This window comes from Pseudoxanthomonas sp. LjRoot143, from assembly GCF_964252945.1.
In the GTDB taxonomy this organism is placed as follows: domain Bacteria; phylum Pseudomonadota; class Gammaproteobacteria; order Xanthomonadales; family Xanthomonadaceae; genus Pseudoxanthomonas_A.
Genome location: NZ_CAXUPM020000001.1, coordinates 4,063,973 through 4,079,103, shown reverse-complemented (window position 1 = coordinate 4,079,103; position 15,131 = coordinate 4,063,973). Strand labels below are relative to the sequence as shown.

At 67.6% G+C, this 15,131-nt stretch carries 13 protein-coding genes and 1 riboswitch; of the genes, 10 read left to right on the top strand and 3 right to left on the bottom strand.

What is annotated here, in order from left to right:
• Positions 1 to 48 precede the first annotated feature (48 nt).
• On the bottom strand, positions 49 to 963 hold the full coding sequence (locus ACSQ1W_RS19545; protein ID WP_436045599.1) for an AEC family transporter: 915 nt from the start codon (positions 961 to 963) through the stop codon (positions 49 to 51).
• 129 nt (positions 964 to 1,092) lie between these two features.
• Between ACSQ1W_RS19545 and ACSQ1W_RS19540 the strand changes: the two genes are divergently transcribed.
• The 6 genes from ACSQ1W_RS19540 to ACSQ1W_RS19515 all read left to right on the top strand — a co-directional run bounded on the left by ACSQ1W_RS19540 (position 1,093) and on the right by ACSQ1W_RS19515 (position 5,745).
• On the top strand, positions 1,093 to 1,752 hold the full coding sequence (locus tag ACSQ1W_RS19540) for an alpha/beta hydrolase (RefSeq protein WP_436045597.1): 660 nt from the start codon (positions 1,093 to 1,095) through the stop codon (positions 1,750 to 1,752).
• A gap of 17 nt (positions 1,753 to 1,769) precedes the next feature.
• Positions 1,770 to 2,903 carry a cell division protein ZapE gene (gene zapE / locus ACSQ1W_RS19535; protein WP_436046253.1) on the top strand — a complete coding sequence of 378 codons (1,134 nt, stop codon included), beginning with the start codon at positions 1,770 to 1,772 and terminating at the stop codon, positions 2,901 to 2,903.
• A 4-nt stretch (positions 2,904 to 2,907) separates the two neighbouring features.
• Positions 2,908 to 3,699: an SIR2 family NAD-dependent protein deacylase gene (locus ACSQ1W_RS19530; protein ID WP_436045595.1), complete on the top strand. Its 792-nt coding sequence runs from the start codon at positions 2,908 to 2,910 to the stop codon at positions 3,697 to 3,699.
• A gap of 26 nt (positions 3,700 to 3,725) precedes the next feature.
• Positions 3,726 to 4,304 carry a hypothetical protein gene (locus ACSQ1W_RS19525; RefSeq protein ID WP_436045593.1) on the top strand — a complete coding sequence of 193 codons (579 nt, stop codon included), beginning with the start codon at positions 3,726 to 3,728 and terminating at the stop codon, positions 4,302 to 4,304.
• A 75-nt stretch (positions 4,305 to 4,379) separates the two neighbouring features.
• A complete protein-coding gene (locus ACSQ1W_RS19520) occupies positions 4,380 to 5,051 on the top strand; it encodes a hypothetical protein (RefSeq protein ID WP_436045591.1) in 672 nt (223 codons plus the stop codon).
• Positions 5,052 to 5,175: 124 nt separating this feature from the next.
• Positions 5,176 to 5,745 carry a DUF2569 domain-containing protein gene (locus tag ACSQ1W_RS19515; protein WP_436045590.1) on the top strand — a complete coding sequence of 190 codons (570 nt, stop codon included), beginning with the start codon at positions 5,176 to 5,178 and terminating at the stop codon, positions 5,743 to 5,745.
• Positions 5,746 to 5,766: 21 nt separating this feature from the next.
• Here ACSQ1W_RS19515 and ACSQ1W_RS19510 read toward each other — a convergent pair whose 3' ends face one another.
• Positions 5,767 to 6,669: an alpha/beta hydrolase gene (locus ACSQ1W_RS19510; protein WP_436045588.1), complete on the bottom strand. Its 903-nt coding sequence runs from the start codon at positions 6,667 to 6,669 to the stop codon at positions 5,767 to 5,769.
• 135 nt (positions 6,670 to 6,804) lie between these two features.
• On the opposite strand from ACSQ1W_RS19510, the gene hglS reads away from it, so the two are divergent.
• The 4 genes from hglS (at position 6,805) to ACSQ1W_RS19490 (ending at position 12,781) form a co-directional block, all read left to right on the top strand.
• Complete coding sequence (hglS, locus tag ACSQ1W_RS19505; protein ID WP_436045586.1) at positions 6,805 to 8,169, top strand: 2-oxoadipate dioxygenase/decarboxylase HglS; 1,365 nt, start codon at positions 6,805 to 6,807, stop codon at positions 8,167 to 8,169.
• Between the two features lie 218 nt (positions 8,170 to 8,387).
• Positions 8,388 to 8,610, top strand: a riboswitch (cobalamin riboswitch).
• 275 nt (positions 8,611 to 8,885) lie between these two features.
• Positions 8,886 to 11,222 carry a ribonucleoside-diphosphate reductase subunit alpha gene (locus ACSQ1W_RS19500; protein WP_436046252.1) on the top strand — a complete coding sequence of 779 codons (2,337 nt, stop codon included), beginning with the start codon at positions 8,886 to 8,888 and terminating at the stop codon, positions 11,220 to 11,222.
• Positions 11,223 to 11,412: 190 nt separating this feature from the next.
• Positions 11,413 to 11,661 carry a DUF2188 domain-containing protein gene (locus ACSQ1W_RS19495; RefSeq protein WP_436045584.1) on the top strand — a complete coding sequence of 83 codons (249 nt, stop codon included), beginning with the start codon at positions 11,413 to 11,415 and terminating at the stop codon, positions 11,659 to 11,661.
• A 100-nt stretch (positions 11,662 to 11,761) separates the two neighbouring features.
• On the top strand, positions 11,762 to 12,781 hold the full coding sequence (locus ACSQ1W_RS19490) for a ribonucleotide-diphosphate reductase subunit beta (protein WP_192274143.1): 1,020 nt from the start codon (positions 11,762 to 11,764) through the stop codon (positions 12,779 to 12,781).
• 260 nt (positions 12,782 to 13,041) lie between these two features.
• Here ACSQ1W_RS19490 and ACSQ1W_RS19485 read toward each other — a convergent pair whose 3' ends face one another.
• Positions 13,042 to 15,087, bottom strand: a complete 2,046-nt coding sequence (locus ACSQ1W_RS19485) for a prolyl oligopeptidase family serine peptidase (protein WP_436045581.1) — start codon at positions 15,085 to 15,087, stop codon at positions 13,042 to 13,044.
• Between the last annotated feature and the right edge of the window lie 44 nt (positions 15,088 to 15,131).

Genomic DNA, 15,131 nt, shown 5'->3' with positions numbered 1-15,131 from the left:
GGTCGCACGTTCGCATGAAGCCGTCTCGCGCGCCAACTTCGGCGTGTATCACCCCAGCCGCTGCACCACCCACGCCCACATCGGCAGCGTGACCAGCGACAGCAGGATGCCGTAGCCGACCAGCGCGGCAGCCAGGCGCGGCGCGAGCTGATGCGAGATCGCCAGCGCGGCGGCCGTGATCATCGTAGGCATGGCGGACTCCAGCACGTTCGCCTGCAGCATCTCCCCGCGCATGCCGAACGCGAGCGACAGCGGCACCGCGAGCGCCGGCATCACCAGCAGGCGCAGCAGCAGTCCGACGGCGAGCGGTTTCAGCTCATCGCGCGGCAACTTCAGCTGCAGGGTCAGGCCAACCGCCAGCATCACCAGCGGCAGCATGGCGTCGGCCAGTTTCTGCAGGGCGGAGGCGATCCACGCCGGCGGCTGCTCCGGCATCAGCGTCAGGCCGAACAGCAGCGCCCACACCGGCGGGAACTTCAGGATGCGCAGGACGATCTCGCGCGCCGTTGGCGGTGCATCGCCGCCGTAGCGCGCCAGCACGTACAGCCCGAATGTCGACAGCAGGATGAAGGTGCCGAACTGGTCGTAGACCACGGCGTAGGGCAACGCGTGCTCGCCGAGCAGTGCGCGCACCATCGGGTAGCCGATGAAACTGCTGTTGCACAGCGCCACGCACAGCAGCAGCACGGCATGCTCGTCGCGACGGAACTTGAACATGCGCGACGCCAGCGCGACCAGCGCGACGGTGGCCACGGTCATCAGCCACGGCGTGACGACCACGCCCATCAACGAGGTGTCCAGGCGCAGGCGCGGCACGTAGGTCAGCATCGCCGCCGGCAGGCAGACGTACAGCACGACGCGGTTGATGACGTCGCCCGCGTTGTCGGGGAAGGCGCGCAGGCGGGCGAACGCCATGCCGAGCGCCAGCATGGCCAGGATCAGGGCGAAGGCATCGAATGCCATGGTGCAGCGGGATACGACGTGGGGCCCGCAGGATCGCATACCCGGCCGCGCGATGCGCTTGGGCTTTCGTCGGTAGTGCGTTCCACGGCGGTGGGGAACACGTCGTGGCGCAGGGCTTATCATGGCCGCATGACGAACCCCGCTTTCCCGACGGCCTCCGGCCCGATCACCCTCGAGGGCCCCGACGGCGCACTCGAGGCCCACATCGACTGGCCGGAAGACGGCGAACCGGTGGCACCGGTCACCGCGGTGGTCTGCCACCCGCTGCCCACCGAGGGCGGCACGATGCACAACAAGGTCGTGGTGATGGCCGCGCGCAGCCTGCGCGAACTGGGCGCGGTGACGGTGCGCTTCAACTTCCGCGGCACCGGTGCGTCCGATGGCCTGTTCGACCACGGCGACGGCGAGGCCGACGACCTGCGCGCGGTGGTGCAGTGGGTACGCGAACATCGTCCCGGCACGCAGCTGTGGCTGGCCGGCTTCAGCTTCGGTGCGTACGTGTCGCTGCGCGCCAGCGCCGACCTGCAGCCGGACGCGCTGGTCTCGATCGCGCCGCCGGCCGGTCGCTGGGACTTCGCCGCGATCACGCCACCCACGTGCCCGTGGCTGGTGATCCAGGGCGAGCAGGACGAGATCGTCGAGCCCCAGGCCGTGTACGACTGGATCGATACGCTGAAGCAGCCGCCGGAACTGATCCGCATGCCGGAGACCAGCCACTTCTTCCACCGCAAGCTGATGGACCTGCGCGGCGCCATCAAGCATGCGATGAAAGGCTACGTGCCGGCGTGATGGCGGGCGACGCACGCATCACGGCGCCTACGCCGTCGCAGGTCTACGCGCGCGGCGCGGCGCAAGGGCAATGGCAGGACGATCCGGCGCAGCATCCCGCGCTGGCGGAGCTGGACCGTATCCACGCCGCACTGCTGGCGGAGCCGGCCTCGTCAGGCCTGTTCGGCCGCCTGTTCGCCAAACCACCCGAAACGGTGAAGGGCCTGTACTACTGGGGCGAGGTCGGGCGCGGCAAGACCTTCCTGGTCGACCTGTTCTACGACACCCTGCCGCTGCCGACGTATTCGGTCTCGCAGAACAAGGCGCACGGCGAAGGCGGCGGCAAGTACCGCACGCACTTCCACCGCTTCATGCGTGGCGTGCACGAACGGCTGCGCGAACATGCCGGCGAGAGCGATCCGCTGGCGAAGATCGTGCGCGAGGTGCGCGGCAAGCTGCGCGTGCTGGTGCTGGACGAGTTCTTCGTCACCGACATCGGCGATGCGATGCTCTTGGCGCGCCTGCTGGACCGCATGTTCGCCGAGGGCATCAGCCTGGTGACGACGTCGAATACGGCGCCGGAGAACCTGTACAAGGACGGCCTGCAGCGCGCGGGCTTCCTGCCGGCCATCGACCTGCTGCTGCAGCATTGCGTGGTGCTTCGCTCGGACGGGCAGGAAGACTATCGCCTGCGTGCACTGACGCGTTCGCCGGTGTACCGCTCTCCGCTGGATGGCGAGTCCGATGCCTGGCTGGCGACGCGCTGGTGCGAACTGACCGGCGGCGAAGCGGCGCACGCCGGCAACATCGAGATCGACAGCCGCAAGATTCCCGTACGCGGCCGTGGCAAGAGCATCGCCTGGTTCGATTTCGCCGCGTTGTGCGAAGGCCCGCGTGGCACGACGGATTACATCGAGGTCGCGCACGAGTTCAACACCGTGCTGCTGGGCGGCATCCCGACCTTCGACCGCATGAACGAGGATGCGGCGCGGCGCTTCGTCAACCTGATCGACGAACTCTACGACCGCCACGTCAACCTGGTCTGCACCTCGGCCGCCGCACCGACCGCGCTGTACACCGGCACGCGGTTGCAGGGCGCGTTCGAACGCACCGCCTCGCGCCTGATCGAGATGCAGAGCGCCGAGTACCTGGCGACACCGCACAAGGCCTGAGCGCATGGACACGGTGCCTGCCGCGATCACCGACGCGCTGCACCGGACGATCCCCGGCGGCGGCCGTATCTGCGTGTTGACCGGTGCCGGCATGTCGGCCGAAAGCGGCATCCCCACCTTCCGCGGCACCCACGACAGCCTGTGGTCGCGCTTCGATCCGATGCGGCTGGCGACGGCTGAAGCGTGGCGCGAGGATCCCGCGCTCGTCTGGGGCTGGTACCGCTGGCGCATGCAGCTTGTCCGCGACGCACAGCCGAACGCCGGTCATCGCGCCGTGGCCGACCTTGCGCAGCGCGTATCGCTGTCGCTGGTCACCCAGAACGTCGACGACCTGCACGAACGCGCGGGCAGCACGGTCGATGCGCACGTGCACGGCAGCCTGTTCGCACTGCGCTGCTTCGCCTGCAGCCGCGCGCACGAGGGTCCGCTCGACGATTACGTGGACGGTCTGCAGCGGGTCGAACCGATGCGTTGCGATGCGTGCGGTGATCGCATCCGTCCCGGCGTGGTGTGGTTCGGCGAAGCGCTTCCGGACGACGCCTGGGATGCGGCCACCGGGGCCGCGACGCAGTGCACGCTGATGCTGGTGGTAGGCACGTCGGGACTGGTCTATCCCGCGGACGGCCTGCCCGCGCTGGCGCGTCGTCATGGCGCAACCGTGGTGGAGATAAATCCGGAACCGACCGCGTTGTCGGCAGAGGCCGACCATGTCTGGCGTGCGACGGCGGCCGAAGCGCTCCCCCGTCTCGCAGCGCGGCTCCCCTCGATTGACGCCACCTCATCGCAGCGACGATAGTCGACCGCGATACGGAGGGCGACGCCATGATCCGGTGGACCGCGGGCATCCTGTTGGGAATCTCGCTTGCCTGCGCCCCGAGGGCGGTGCATGCCTGCTCTTATCCCGAGCCACCGACGTTCCGGTCCGCGCTCAAGCGCGCCACGGCGGTGTTCGTCTTCCGCCTCGACGAAACCCGCTATCGCGAGGAGGGCTCGACGGCCCGCAGGGTATGGGCGGAAGGAAAGATCACGCCCGTGCAGCACCTCTTCCGCGACGCATCGCGTTACAGACACCTGACGTTCCACAGCACCTGGTGTGGCGGACTCAGCCTCGTGGTTGGACGCCATTACCTGATCGCCACCGATGCGAAGGGCGACACGATCGCACTGGCGCCGGCGGATGCTTCCCTGCTGGACCTCGACGGTTTCTACGACCCTCGCGACCTGAAGGAGAACTTGCGCCGTCCGGAGATCCTTCCGGTCATCCAGGCCATCTACGGCGTAAAGCCGCTTCCGGACAGCTATCCCCCGGCGTGGATTGCCGGACGTACCGACGGGACGCCTCCTCCGCCGCCTCCGCCGCCTCCGCCGCCCGGCAACCAGGCGGGTGCAGCCGGTCGCTGACGGCATAGGGCGTTCACGCAACCGCTTCACGTGCGGTTTGCCAGACTCCAGACAACCGTCGCGGAGGAGCCCGCCATGAAACCCATCGTCCGGATTCCGCTGTTCGCCATTCTCGCAGCCGCCCTGTTCGCCGGCTGCGAACGCGCACCAGAGCAGGAAGACGTCGAGGCCGCCACGCGGAACGCAGCGGAGATCGCCGATCCCGCGCCACCCGTCACCGGACGCGAAGCGCCGCAGTTCCAGTTCTCGGATGACGAGATCGGCCTCGCGCTCGCGCCGACGACAGGCTTCACGCTGAAGCGCGACTTCACCCGCGACTACCTGTCCGCCGGCGCATGGAAGACGTTTGCCGAACCCGACATGCGCGGCGAACCACTGGTCGCACTGGTGCTGGACGGCTCGGACAAGATCACCGCCGCCGAGCTGCGCATCGGCACCAGCACCGACAGCCATGCGGTGGTGACCTGCCTGGATCCGCCGGAAGGCGCGACGACGGAAGACCCCGACGAGGTGCGCATCGATGGCCAGCCTTTCATGCACTTCCGCGCCGGCGACGCTGCGATGAGCCACTACCAGTCAGTCGACGCGTACCGCCACGTGCGCAACGAGCGCTGCATCGCCATCGACCTGCTGGTCGCCGGCACCCGCCCGGAGGTCTACGACCCGCCGGCCACGCCGCCGTTCGATGAGGCGACGGCACGTGCACGGTTGCAGGAAGCGCTGGGGGCCGTGCGGATCACCCGCTGAGAGGGCAAGTCTCGCTGCTTCGCACCTGTATCGCCCGCAGGCGTCGGCTGCCCCGACAATGTCCGTGCGGACCATTGCGGCGCGTGCGACGGACCCGCTAGGCTGGCGGCAGCAGGGGGAACGCATGTCCGAGAATCCGTACCAGGCACCGGTGCCGCCGCCGCTGCCCGCGAACCAGTATGCCGGTGAACCGCTCGTCTTCCGCAGCACGAAGGAAGAGCGAAACCGTGGCCCCGAAGGCCTGGGTGGCTGGCTGATCCTGCCGATGATCGGACTGGCCCTCACCGTCCTCAAGATCCTCGGGTACTTCGGCAACCAGGTCGCACCCATGGTCGCCGACGGCACCTACGCCCTGCTCACGACCCCGGGCAGCGAGCACTATCACCCGCTGTGGTGGCCCCTGCTGTTGCTCGAGGGTGGCGGCAATGGCGTGCTGCTGGTGATGGCGCTGGTGGCGATCTGCCTGTACTTCATGCGTTCGCGCTGGTTTCCGCGGCTGCACATCACCTTCATGCTCACCAACGCCGTGCTGATGCTGGTGCTCTTCTTCTTCGGCGCGAAGATCCCGGCGCTCATGGAAGCGCATGACGCGCAGGCAGTCAGCGACATGACGCGCGGCCTCGTCGGTGCCGCCATCTGGGTGCCGTACATGCTGACCTCGAAGCGGGTACGCAACACCTTCCGCCCCCGCTGATCGAAGGCACGCTGTCCAGGCCTAGCTCATGCGGGACGCGATGAAGCGGTCGACGGCGGCGGTGTAGGTCGACGGCACTCCGAGTGCGCGGTTCACCTCCCCATGCGAGAGATCCTCCGGCAGCACGTCCATCGCCACGCCCAGCGTCTTCGCCTTCTCGGCCATCGCCCGTCCCTGCGGGCAGGCGTCCTTGCGGCGCGAGGAGCAGACGAACAGCATCGGCACCGCGTCGCGGGTGAGCTGGTGGTAAGGCGAAGCGGCGACCCAGTCCTCGGGATTGCGACCGAAGGCGACGTCGTAGATCCGCCGCAGCGGCGGATTCCGCATCGTCAGCGGCACGTCCAGCGCACCGCTGTCCAGCGAGACCACGCCACGCGGCCGGGTAGCGCCGGCCTCGCGCCACAGCGTCGACGACGCACCGACCAGCGCGATCAGGTGTGCACCGGCGGAATGGCCCATCAAGAGCACGCGCGAGGCATCGCCGTTCCACTCGGGTGCGCGCTTCTGCACGGCCGCCAGCGCGCGGGCGATATCGCGCGCCTGGTCCAGTGGCGCCGTGTCCGGCCGCATGCGGTAGTTGGTGGAGACCAGGATGTAACCCTTCGGCAGCCAGTACGCGGCCTTGTTCTCGACCACGCCCGGGTTGTCCTTGTTGCCGTTGGCCCAGCCGCCGCCGTGGACGAACAGCAGGATCGGCGCGTTCTTCGGCTGTGCCGGCAGGTACACGTCGAAGCGCTGGCGCGGATCGTCGCCATAGGCGACATCGCGTATCGCGCGTGCACCGGCGGGCAGCGTGGGCGGCTCGCGCGAAGCCTCGCGCATGTCGTGCAGGCGTTCGCGGAAAGTCTGTGCGGCCAGCGGCGGCAGCGTGGCGAGCAGCACGCAGGCCAGCAGGCCGGTGCGGAACAGCGGGGTCGGCGTCATGGGGTCACCTCGGACGGGACAACGCGCCATCCCCGGCCAGGTTGACGACGCCCGGCCCGCCTGCTGGCCCGCGTCTGCGCAGGCGGCGACAATACGCACCCCCGGCGGCCCCACGCCGCCCGCCTGCCGAGTCCCATGACCGCCTTCGTTACGCCCGACCGCATCCGCAGCCTGTTCGCCCAGGCCATGTCCGACATGTACCGCACCGAGGTGCCGCTGTACGGCGACCTGATCGAGTTGGTCGGGGAGATCAACGACGCGACGCTGCAGCAGGATCCCGCACTGGCCGCACGGCTGGCGCGCAACGCGGAGACGGAACGGCTGGACCTGGAACGCCACGGCGCCATCCGCGTCGGCACGCCGGCCGAACTGGCGATGCTGGGCCGCGTGTTCGCGCTGATGGGCATGCACCCGGTGGGCTACTACGACCTGACCATGGCCGGCGTGCCGGTGCACGCGACCGCCTTCCGCCCCCTGACCGAAGCGGCGCTCGCCGCCAACCCGTTCCGTATCTTCACCTCGCTGCTGCGGCTGGAACTGATCGCCGACGCCGCGCTGCGCGGCGAAGCCGAGACGATCCTGGCCAGGCGCGACATCTTCACCGCCGGCGCGCGTGCGCTGGTGGCGCAGGCCGAACACGACGGCGGATTGAATGAAGCCGATGCGCAGCGCTTCGTCGCCGAGGTGCTGGAAACCTTCCGCTGGCACGGCGATGCCACGGTCGCGCTGGAGACCTACCGCGCGCTGCTCGGCCTGCACCGGCTGGTCGCCGACGTGGTCAGCTTCCGCGGTCCGCACATCAACCACCTGACCCCGCGCACGCTGGACATCGACGCCGCGCAGGCGGCCATGCTGGAACGTGGCATCCAGGCCAAGGCGCAGATCGAGGGCCCGCCGCGCCGCGCGGTGCCGATCCTGCTGCGGCAGACCAGCTTCAAGGCGCTGGAAGAGGAAGTCGCCTTTCCCGATGCCACCGGCACGCTGGTGCCCGGCAGCCACAGCGCACGCTTCGGCGAGATCGAGCAGCGCGGCCTGGCGCTGACGCCGGCCGGCCGCGACCTCTACGACCGCCTGCTGGCGGAGGTGCGCCAGGCGGGCGGTGCCGGCAACACGTCGGCGGATTACCCGCAGCGGCTGGCGGCGGCGTTCGCGGCCTTCCCGGATGACGAAGCGACGCTGCGTCGCGACGGGCTGGGCTACTTCCGCTACCGCCTGACGGAGAGCGGTGCGGCCTTGCCGGCTTCCGAGCGCGCAGCGATGACGCCGGACGCCCTGGTCGATGCCGGCCACGCCGTCGTCGACCCGATCGTCTACGAGGACTTCCTGCCGGTCAGCGCCGCCGGCATCTTCCAGTCCAACCTGGGCGGCGGCGAACAGCGCGCCTACGACGCGCACGCCAACCAGGAGGCCTTCGAAGCGGCGCTGGGCAAGACGATCCACGACCCGTTCGCGCTGTACGCGCAGGCGCAGGACGCCTCGATCGCGGCGCTGCAACGCTGACATAGGGCGGGCCTTGGCCCGCCGTCGCCCTGCTGGACCTCGCGACGCGGCCTGGAGAGCGGCGGTGTCGTCACGCCTCCATGGCCCCCGACGCGTGCGATGGTGGGCCAAGGCCCGCCCTACGAAGGTTCGCGAGGCGGGCCCAATCCGTGAAACCCGCGCCGCGCCGACACCCGCTGTTCCACACAACATTTGGTGTTGACGCTTCCGATACCCCCCACTATCTTGTGGCCGTCGGTTCCGGTGGCCGCAAGCCACGGGATTAAAACGGGAAGCCGGTGACGCGCTCGCGCCACTCCGGCACTGCCCCGCAGCGGTAATTGGGAACGAACCCGCCACACAGCACTGAGGCCCCACGCCTCGGGAAGCGGCGGACGTAGGAAGAAGGCTTCGCCCTTCGCGCCCATGAGTCCGAAGACCTGCCGACAGCCGCGCGTAGCACACCGCGCGGTGCCGGCCGCGGAATCTCCGGGGGGAGAGGGCTGGTGACGCAGGGGACGCCGGCCTTCGGTCCGTACGATCTCGCTCCCTGCGACGCCGCTTCCCCACTGTGATCCTCCATCCGGCCTTGCGCAGCCCCGCGAGGGACGGGCCGCCGCGTGCACCACGCATGGAGGATTCTCGTGACCCAGATCGACACCGCCGTCGCCGACGCCGGCACCACCCCGTCCCAGAAGGACGCGTTCGCCCTGACCCCGCCGCCCACCGCCACCGCGATGAGCGTGACCAAGCGCAATGGCGGCCGCGAGCCGGTGGACCTCAACAAGATCGTGCGCGCCGTGCAGCGCAACTGCGAAGGCCTGCACGCCATCGACCCGATGCGCGTGGCCACCCGCACCATCTCCGGCCTGTACGACGGCGCCACCACGCGCGAGCTGGACGAACTGTCGATCCGCACCGCCGCGTTGCTGACCGGCGAAGAGCCCGAATACAGCCGCCTGGCCGCGCGCCTGCTGGCCGGCTACATCACCAAGGAAGTCACCGGCCAGGAGATCCACGCGTTCTCGCAGTCGGTCACCCGCGGCCACGAGGTCGGCCTGATCAACGACCGCCTGCTGAACTTCGTGCAGACCAACGCGCGCAAGCTCAACGATGCGCTGGACGCCTCGCTCGACCTGCACTTCGACTACTTCGGCCTGCGCACACTGTACGACCGCTACCTGCTGCGCCACCCGCACACCCGCAAGGTCATCGAGACGCCGCAGCAGTTCTTCCTGCGCATCGCCTGCGCGCTGAGCGAGGACGTGCCCGAAGCGCTGGCGCTGTACCGCCGCATGGGCAACCTGGACTACCTGCCGAGCTCGCCGACGCTGTTCAACAGCGGCACTACGCACGAGCAGCTGTCGTCGTGCTTCCTGCTGGACTCGCCGCAGGACACGCTGGAATCGATCTACGCCAAGTACGGCGACATCGCCCAGCTGAGCAAGTTCAGCGGCGGCATCGGCGTGAGCTACACGCGCGTGCGTTCGCGCGGCTCGCTGATCAAGTCCACCAACGGCCACAGCAACGGCATCGTGCCGTGGCTGAAGACGCTGGATTCCTCGGTCGCCGCGGTCAACCAGGGCGGCAAGCGCAAGGGCGCGGCCTGCGTGTACCTGGAAACCTGGCACGCCGACATCGAGGACTTCCTGGAGCTGCGCGACAACACCGGCGACGAAGCGCGCCGCACGCACAACCTCAACCTGGCCAACTGGGTGCCGGACCTGTTCATGAAGCGCGTCGAAGCCGACCAGGAATGGTCGCTGTTCGATCCGCGCGTGACGCCGGAGCTGACCGACCTGTACGGCGCCGCGTTCGAGCTGGCCTACACGCAGGCCGAGACGCAGGGCAAGGCGATGAAGACCATCTCCGCCCGCAAGCTGTACGGCCGGATGATGCGCACGCTGGCCGAGACCGGCAACGGCTGGATGACGTTCAAGGACAAGTGCAACGCCGCCAGCAACCAGACCCTGCGCGCCGGCAACGTCATCCACCTGTCCAACCTGTGCACCGAGATCCTCGAGGTCACCTCGGCTGAAGAGACCGCGGTGTGCAACCTCGGCTCGATCAACCTCGGCCGCCACTTCGATGACGATGGCTGGTTCGATTTCGACAAGCTGGCCGAAACCGTCCGCCTGGCCGTGCGCCAGCTGGACCGCGTGATCGACCTGAACTTCTATCCGATCGAGACCGCGCGCCGTGGCAACCTGCGCTGGCGCCCGGTGGGCCTGGGCTGCATGGGCCTGCAGGACGTGTTCTTCAAGCTGCGCCTGCCGTTCGACAGTGCCGAGGCGCGTGCGCTGTCGGCGAAGATCGCCGAGACCATCTACTTCCACGCGCTGGAAACGTCGGTGGAGCTGGCGCAGGAACGCGGCCGCCATCCGTCGTTCGCCGATACCCGTGCGGCCAACGGCGAGCTGCAGTTCGACGCCTGGAACATCACCCCGGAGAACGCCGAGCGCTGGGATGCGCTGCGTGAGCGCATCAAGGAGCACGGCCTGCGCAACTCGCTGCTGATCGCGATCGCGCCGACCGCGACCATCGCCTCGATCGCCGGCTGCTATGAGTGCGTGGAACCGCAGGTGTCCAACCTGTTCAAGCGCGAGACGCTGTCGGGCGACTTCCTGCAGGTCAACCGCTACCTGGTCGACGAGCTGAAGAAGCTCGGCCTGTGGACGCCGGAAACGCGCGATGCCATCAAGCTGTCCGAAGGCTCAGTGCAGGGCTTGGCGCAGGTGCCGGCCACGTTGCAGCAGATCTACCGCACCGCATGGGAACTGCCGATGCGTTCGCTGATCGACATGGCCGCCGGCCGTGGCGCCTTCATCGACCAGTCGGCATCGCTCAACCTGTTCATGGAAAGCCCGAACATCGGCGCGATGTCGTCCATGTACATGTACGCGTGGAAGCAGGGCATCAAGACCACCTACTACCTGCGTTCGCGCCCGGCCACCAAGATCGCCAAGACCACGGTCAGCACGGTCGCCGCGACCGAGCCGAAGCGCGAGTACACCCCGACCGAAGCCATCGCCTGCTCGCTGGAGAATCCGGAAGCCTGCGAGGCCTGTCAGTAAAAAAGAAAAGGGGCCGACTTGCAGGTCGGCCCCTTGGTTGCTTCACCAAAACATCCAAATAGCTTGAGCGGGATGTCTCTGATCGGCACTTCGGCTAGGAAGTTCGGCAACTATAACCTTCTATAGGTGAAATTGCTGCTAGCCGGTCAAAGTTTTAGCTCAAGCGCTCACTTCATCAATAGAGGTAGCCATGAGTAAGGGTAGAGATCGGACAGTGTTCCGTCGCGATGATGGGAATTGGGCCAACAAGAGGAATGATTCGGACAGAGCTTCGAGCGTTCATTCCACGCAGAAGGCGGCGGAACAATCAGCCCGCCAGATGCTCGGAAATCAGGGCGGCGGCGAGCTGACCACCAAAGGAGTGGACGGAAGGATCCGGAGCAAGGACACCATTTCTCCGGGTAACGACCCCATTCCACCGCGAGACCGAGAACACTAGTAATAGGGAAGCGATTTGGCACAAGGACGTGCCGACCTCGCCAAGTCATACATCAGCCAGCCTTCCAGTGCTTGGAAGAAAACAGAAGAAGATCCAATACATGTCTGCACAACCAAAACAAATGCTGCTCGATCCCGGCTTTGAACTGACGCTGCGCCCGATGCGCTATCCGCAGTTCTACGACATGTATCGCGACGCCATCAAGAACACGTGGACGGTGGAAGAGATCAACTTCCAGATCGACATCACCGACCTGCATTCGAAGATGACGCCGGCCGACCGCCACCTGATCCACCGGCTGGTCGCCTTCTTCGCCACCGGCGATTCGATCGTGTCGAACAACCTGGTGCTGAACCTGTACCAGCACCTCAACGCGCCGGAAGCGCGCATGTACCTGTCGCGGCAGCTGTACGAGGAAGCGCTGCACGTGCAGTTCTACCTGACCCTGCTGGACAACTACCTGCCCGACCCGTCGGAGCGCTTCAAGGCGTTCGCCGCGGTCGAGAACATCCCGGCGATCAAGAAGAAGGCCGACTTCTGCTTCAAGTGGATCGACAGCATCCAGGACCTCCGCCGCATCGAGACGCGCGAGCAGCGCCGCCAGTTCCTGCTCAACCAGATCTGCTTCGCAGCGTGCATCGAGGGCCTGTTCTTCTTCGCCGCGTTCGCCTACGTGTACTTCTTCCGCTCGCGCGGCCTGCTCCCCGGCTTGGCGTCGGGAACCAACTGGGTGTTCCGCGACGAGAGCTGCCACATGGAGTTCGCGTTCGAGTGCGTGCGCACCGTGCGCGAGGAAGAACCGGACCTGTTCGACGACCGCATGCAGCAGCAGGTCTACGACATGCTGGAAGAAGCCATCGAGTGCGAGGTGCAGTTCGCCGAGGACGTGCTGTCCGGCGGCGTGGCCGGCATCTCGACCCGCGACATGCGCCAGTACCTGCAGCACTGCGCCGACCAGCACTTCGCCAAGCTCGGCATGCCCAAGCGCTACGACGTGCGCAACCCGCTGCCCTTCATGGAGCTGCAGGACGTGCAGGAACTGACCAACTTCTTCGAGCGCCGCGTCTCCGCCTACCAGCTGGGCGTGCAGGGCGAAGTCGGCTTCGACCACGCGTTCTGAGTGGCGGCCACGACCGGGAATGCAGGTGTGGAATGTAGATGTGGGTGTGGGAGCGACGTAAGTCGCGATCGTGGCGATGAAGCCGTCATGACGCTGCATCGTCACGGGCTGCATCAGTCATAGGCGTTTCAACATGAAGGGCCCGCCAGACAAGCGGGCCCTTCGTTCATGCGTCGCGACTTACGTCGCTCCCACACCCACATCCCACATCTGGCATACCACCGCCGACATCCCGCATGCCGCGGCCGTCGGACCGGGTCTTACTTCGCTTTATGCCGGTTGAAGAAATCGACCGGCGCCAGCACCGACTGCAGCCACTGGCTGGGCCGGCCCATGCCGTGGCCGGCGCCGGGCAGGCGGACCATCTCGGTCTCCACGCCGCGCAGCTTCAGCGCGCCGAACATCTGCTCGGTCTGGCTCATCGGTGTGCGGTAATCCTGCTCGCCGGTGATCAGCATCGTGGGCGTCTTCACCTGGCCGGCCAGGCTGTAGGGCGAGCGCTGGAAGTACAGATCGGGCTTGTCCCACGGCGCGGCGCCCATCCAGTGCTTCATGAAGAACGACGGCAGGTCGGCGGTGGTGACCTGGTCGGTCCAGTCGACGACCGGACGCAATGCGACGGCGGCGCGGAACTTGTCCGGCTCCTTGCCGATGCCCCACAGGGTCAGCACGCCACCACCGGAACCGCCGCCGATGAAGAGATTCCTGCGGTCGACATAGGGACGCTTCGCCACCTCGTCGACGATCGACATCAGGTCGTCGTGGTCCTGGCCCGGGTAGGCGTTGGTGATCGCATTCGCGAACGCGTCGCCGTAGCCGATCGAGCCGCGCGGGTTCGCGAACACCACGATGTAGCCTGCCGCCGCGTACAGGCTGTGGGTGATCGAGAAGAACGGGCCGTAGTCGGTGTTCGGTCCGCCGTGGATGTCCAGGATCAGCGGATAGCGTTTGCCCGCACTGAAATCGGGCGGGAACGCGATCCAGCCCTGCACCGGCAACCCACCGGCCCGGCTGGCCACAGTGACTTCCTCGATCCGCGCGGACGCCTTGCCATCGGCCCACGCACGGTTGAAGTCGATCGCGCCGCTTTCGCCGTGGCCGCGACTCACGCCCAGACCCGCGGGGCGGTCGGTGAAGCTGGTCGTATAGGCGAACGTGCCCTGCGCGGCCGAGAACTGGCCGCCCGACGACGGCAGGTAGAGGCGCGTACCGCCGACGAGGTGCACGGCCTCGGTGCGCGCGCCGGTCGTGGCATCGATGGTGGCGATGCGCTGCACGCCGCGGTCGTAGTACAGCGTGTGGAGGGCCGCACTGTCTTCACGCCATGCGATGCCGGCCACCGGACGATCCAGGTCGGCCGCCAGCGCGGCGACGCGCGCACCGGGCGTGGGTGTGGTCGTCCACAACCGCGGCATGTCGTAGAACGTGGTGGACGCCTCGCTGCCCACGAAGGCGATGCGGAGGCCATCGGGCGAGACTTCCGGCGCGTACTCGCTGCCGGCGCGCGAGGTCAGCCGCTGCTTCGCTGCCTTGCCGGCGACGTCGTAGAGATACAGGTCGCTTTCGAGCGGGCCGTTGATCGGATCGGCGGTGTAGCTGCCGACCACATGCCTACCGTCCGCCATCCAGGCGATGCCCGTTCTGTCGATCTGGTGGGTGTCGCCCTGGGTCATGCGGGTGACCGCGGCGGTCGTCACGTCCACCGCATACAGATGGTTCGCGCCGGGCTTGCTCTCGCCGGCGCCGTCGAAGCGCCAGAACAGGTCGGTGATGATCTTGGCGTCGGCCGCCGCTTCGGCGCCCTTCGGCTTCTCCGGCATGCCGGGGATCGACGCGGGCTTGGCTTCTTCCCTGCCAGTGAAAGCAATGCGCGAACCATCGGGCGACCAGCGCAGCGTGCCGGCCGCCAGCTCGCCTTTCGTCACCGGCTGGCCCACGCCGTCGGCCAGCGTCATCACGAAGACCTGCGGCTTGTCGATGAACGTCGCAACGTAGGCGATGCGACGGCCGTCGGGCGAGAACACGGCATCGCGCGGACCCATGTCGCGCGCCACCAGCAGGCGCTGGTCGACGATCGCGCCCTGGTCATCCAGATGGGCAAGCCACAGCTCGCCGGTGCGACGGTCCTGCGCGCGGTCGAACGCGGCACGCGTGAACAGCACGCGCTTGCCGTCCGGTGCGACCACGGGATTGGTCACCATCGAGAGGGCGTAGATATCTTCCGCCTTGACAGGCTCCTTGGCGGAGACGGACATGGAGGACACGGCGAAGGTCGCGACGAGCGCGGCAAGGGCGTAGGGCTTCATGGCTGAAGACTAACCGTGGGCAAGCAAACCGCGCAACGCAACGC

Bases quoted from the DNA above. Each gene is read 5' to 3' on its own strand.
- hglS (WP_436045586.1), top strand. From the start codon at position 6,805: ATGACCGCCTTCGTTACGCCCGACCGCATCCGCAGCCTGTTCGCCCAG.
- ACSQ1W_RS19515 (WP_436045590.1), top strand. From the start codon at position 5,176: ATGTCCGAGAATCCGTACCAGGCACCGGTGCCGCCGCCGCTGCCCGCG.
- ACSQ1W_RS19525 (WP_436045593.1), top strand. From the start codon at position 3,726: ATGATCCGGTGGACCGCGGGCATCCTGTTGGGAATCTCGCTTGCCTGC.
- ACSQ1W_RS19490 (WP_192274143.1), top strand. From the start codon at position 11,762: ATGTCTGCACAACCAAAACAAATGCTGCTCGATCCCGGCTTTGAACTG.
- ACSQ1W_RS19485 (WP_436045581.1), bottom strand. From the start codon at position 15,087: ATGAAGCCCTACGCCCTTGCCGCGCTCGTCGCGACCTTCGCCGTGTCC.
- ACSQ1W_RS19520 (WP_436045591.1), top strand. From the start codon at position 4,380: ATGAAACCCATCGTCCGGATTCCGCTGTTCGCCATTCTCGCAGCCGCC.
- ACSQ1W_RS19530 (WP_436045595.1), top strand. From the start codon at position 2,908: ATGGACACGGTGCCTGCCGCGATCACCGACGCGCTGCACCGGACGATC.
- ACSQ1W_RS19545 (WP_436045599.1), bottom strand. From the start codon at position 963: ATGGCATTCGATGCCTTCGCCCTGATCCTGGCCATGCTGGCGCTCGGC.
- ACSQ1W_RS19510 (WP_436045588.1), bottom strand. From the start codon at position 6,669: ATGACGCCGACCCCGCTGTTCCGCACCGGCCTGCTGGCCTGCGTGCTG.
- ACSQ1W_RS19495 (WP_436045584.1), top strand. From the start codon at position 11,413: ATGAGTAAGGGTAGAGATCGGACAGTGTTCCGTCGCGATGATGGGAAT.
- ACSQ1W_RS19540 (WP_436045597.1), top strand. From the start codon at position 1,093: ATGACGAACCCCGCTTTCCCGACGGCCTCCGGCCCGATCACCCTCGAG.
- ACSQ1W_RS19500 (WP_436046252.1), top strand. From the start codon at position 8,886: ATGAGCGTGACCAAGCGCAATGGCGGCCGCGAGCCGGTGGACCTCAAC.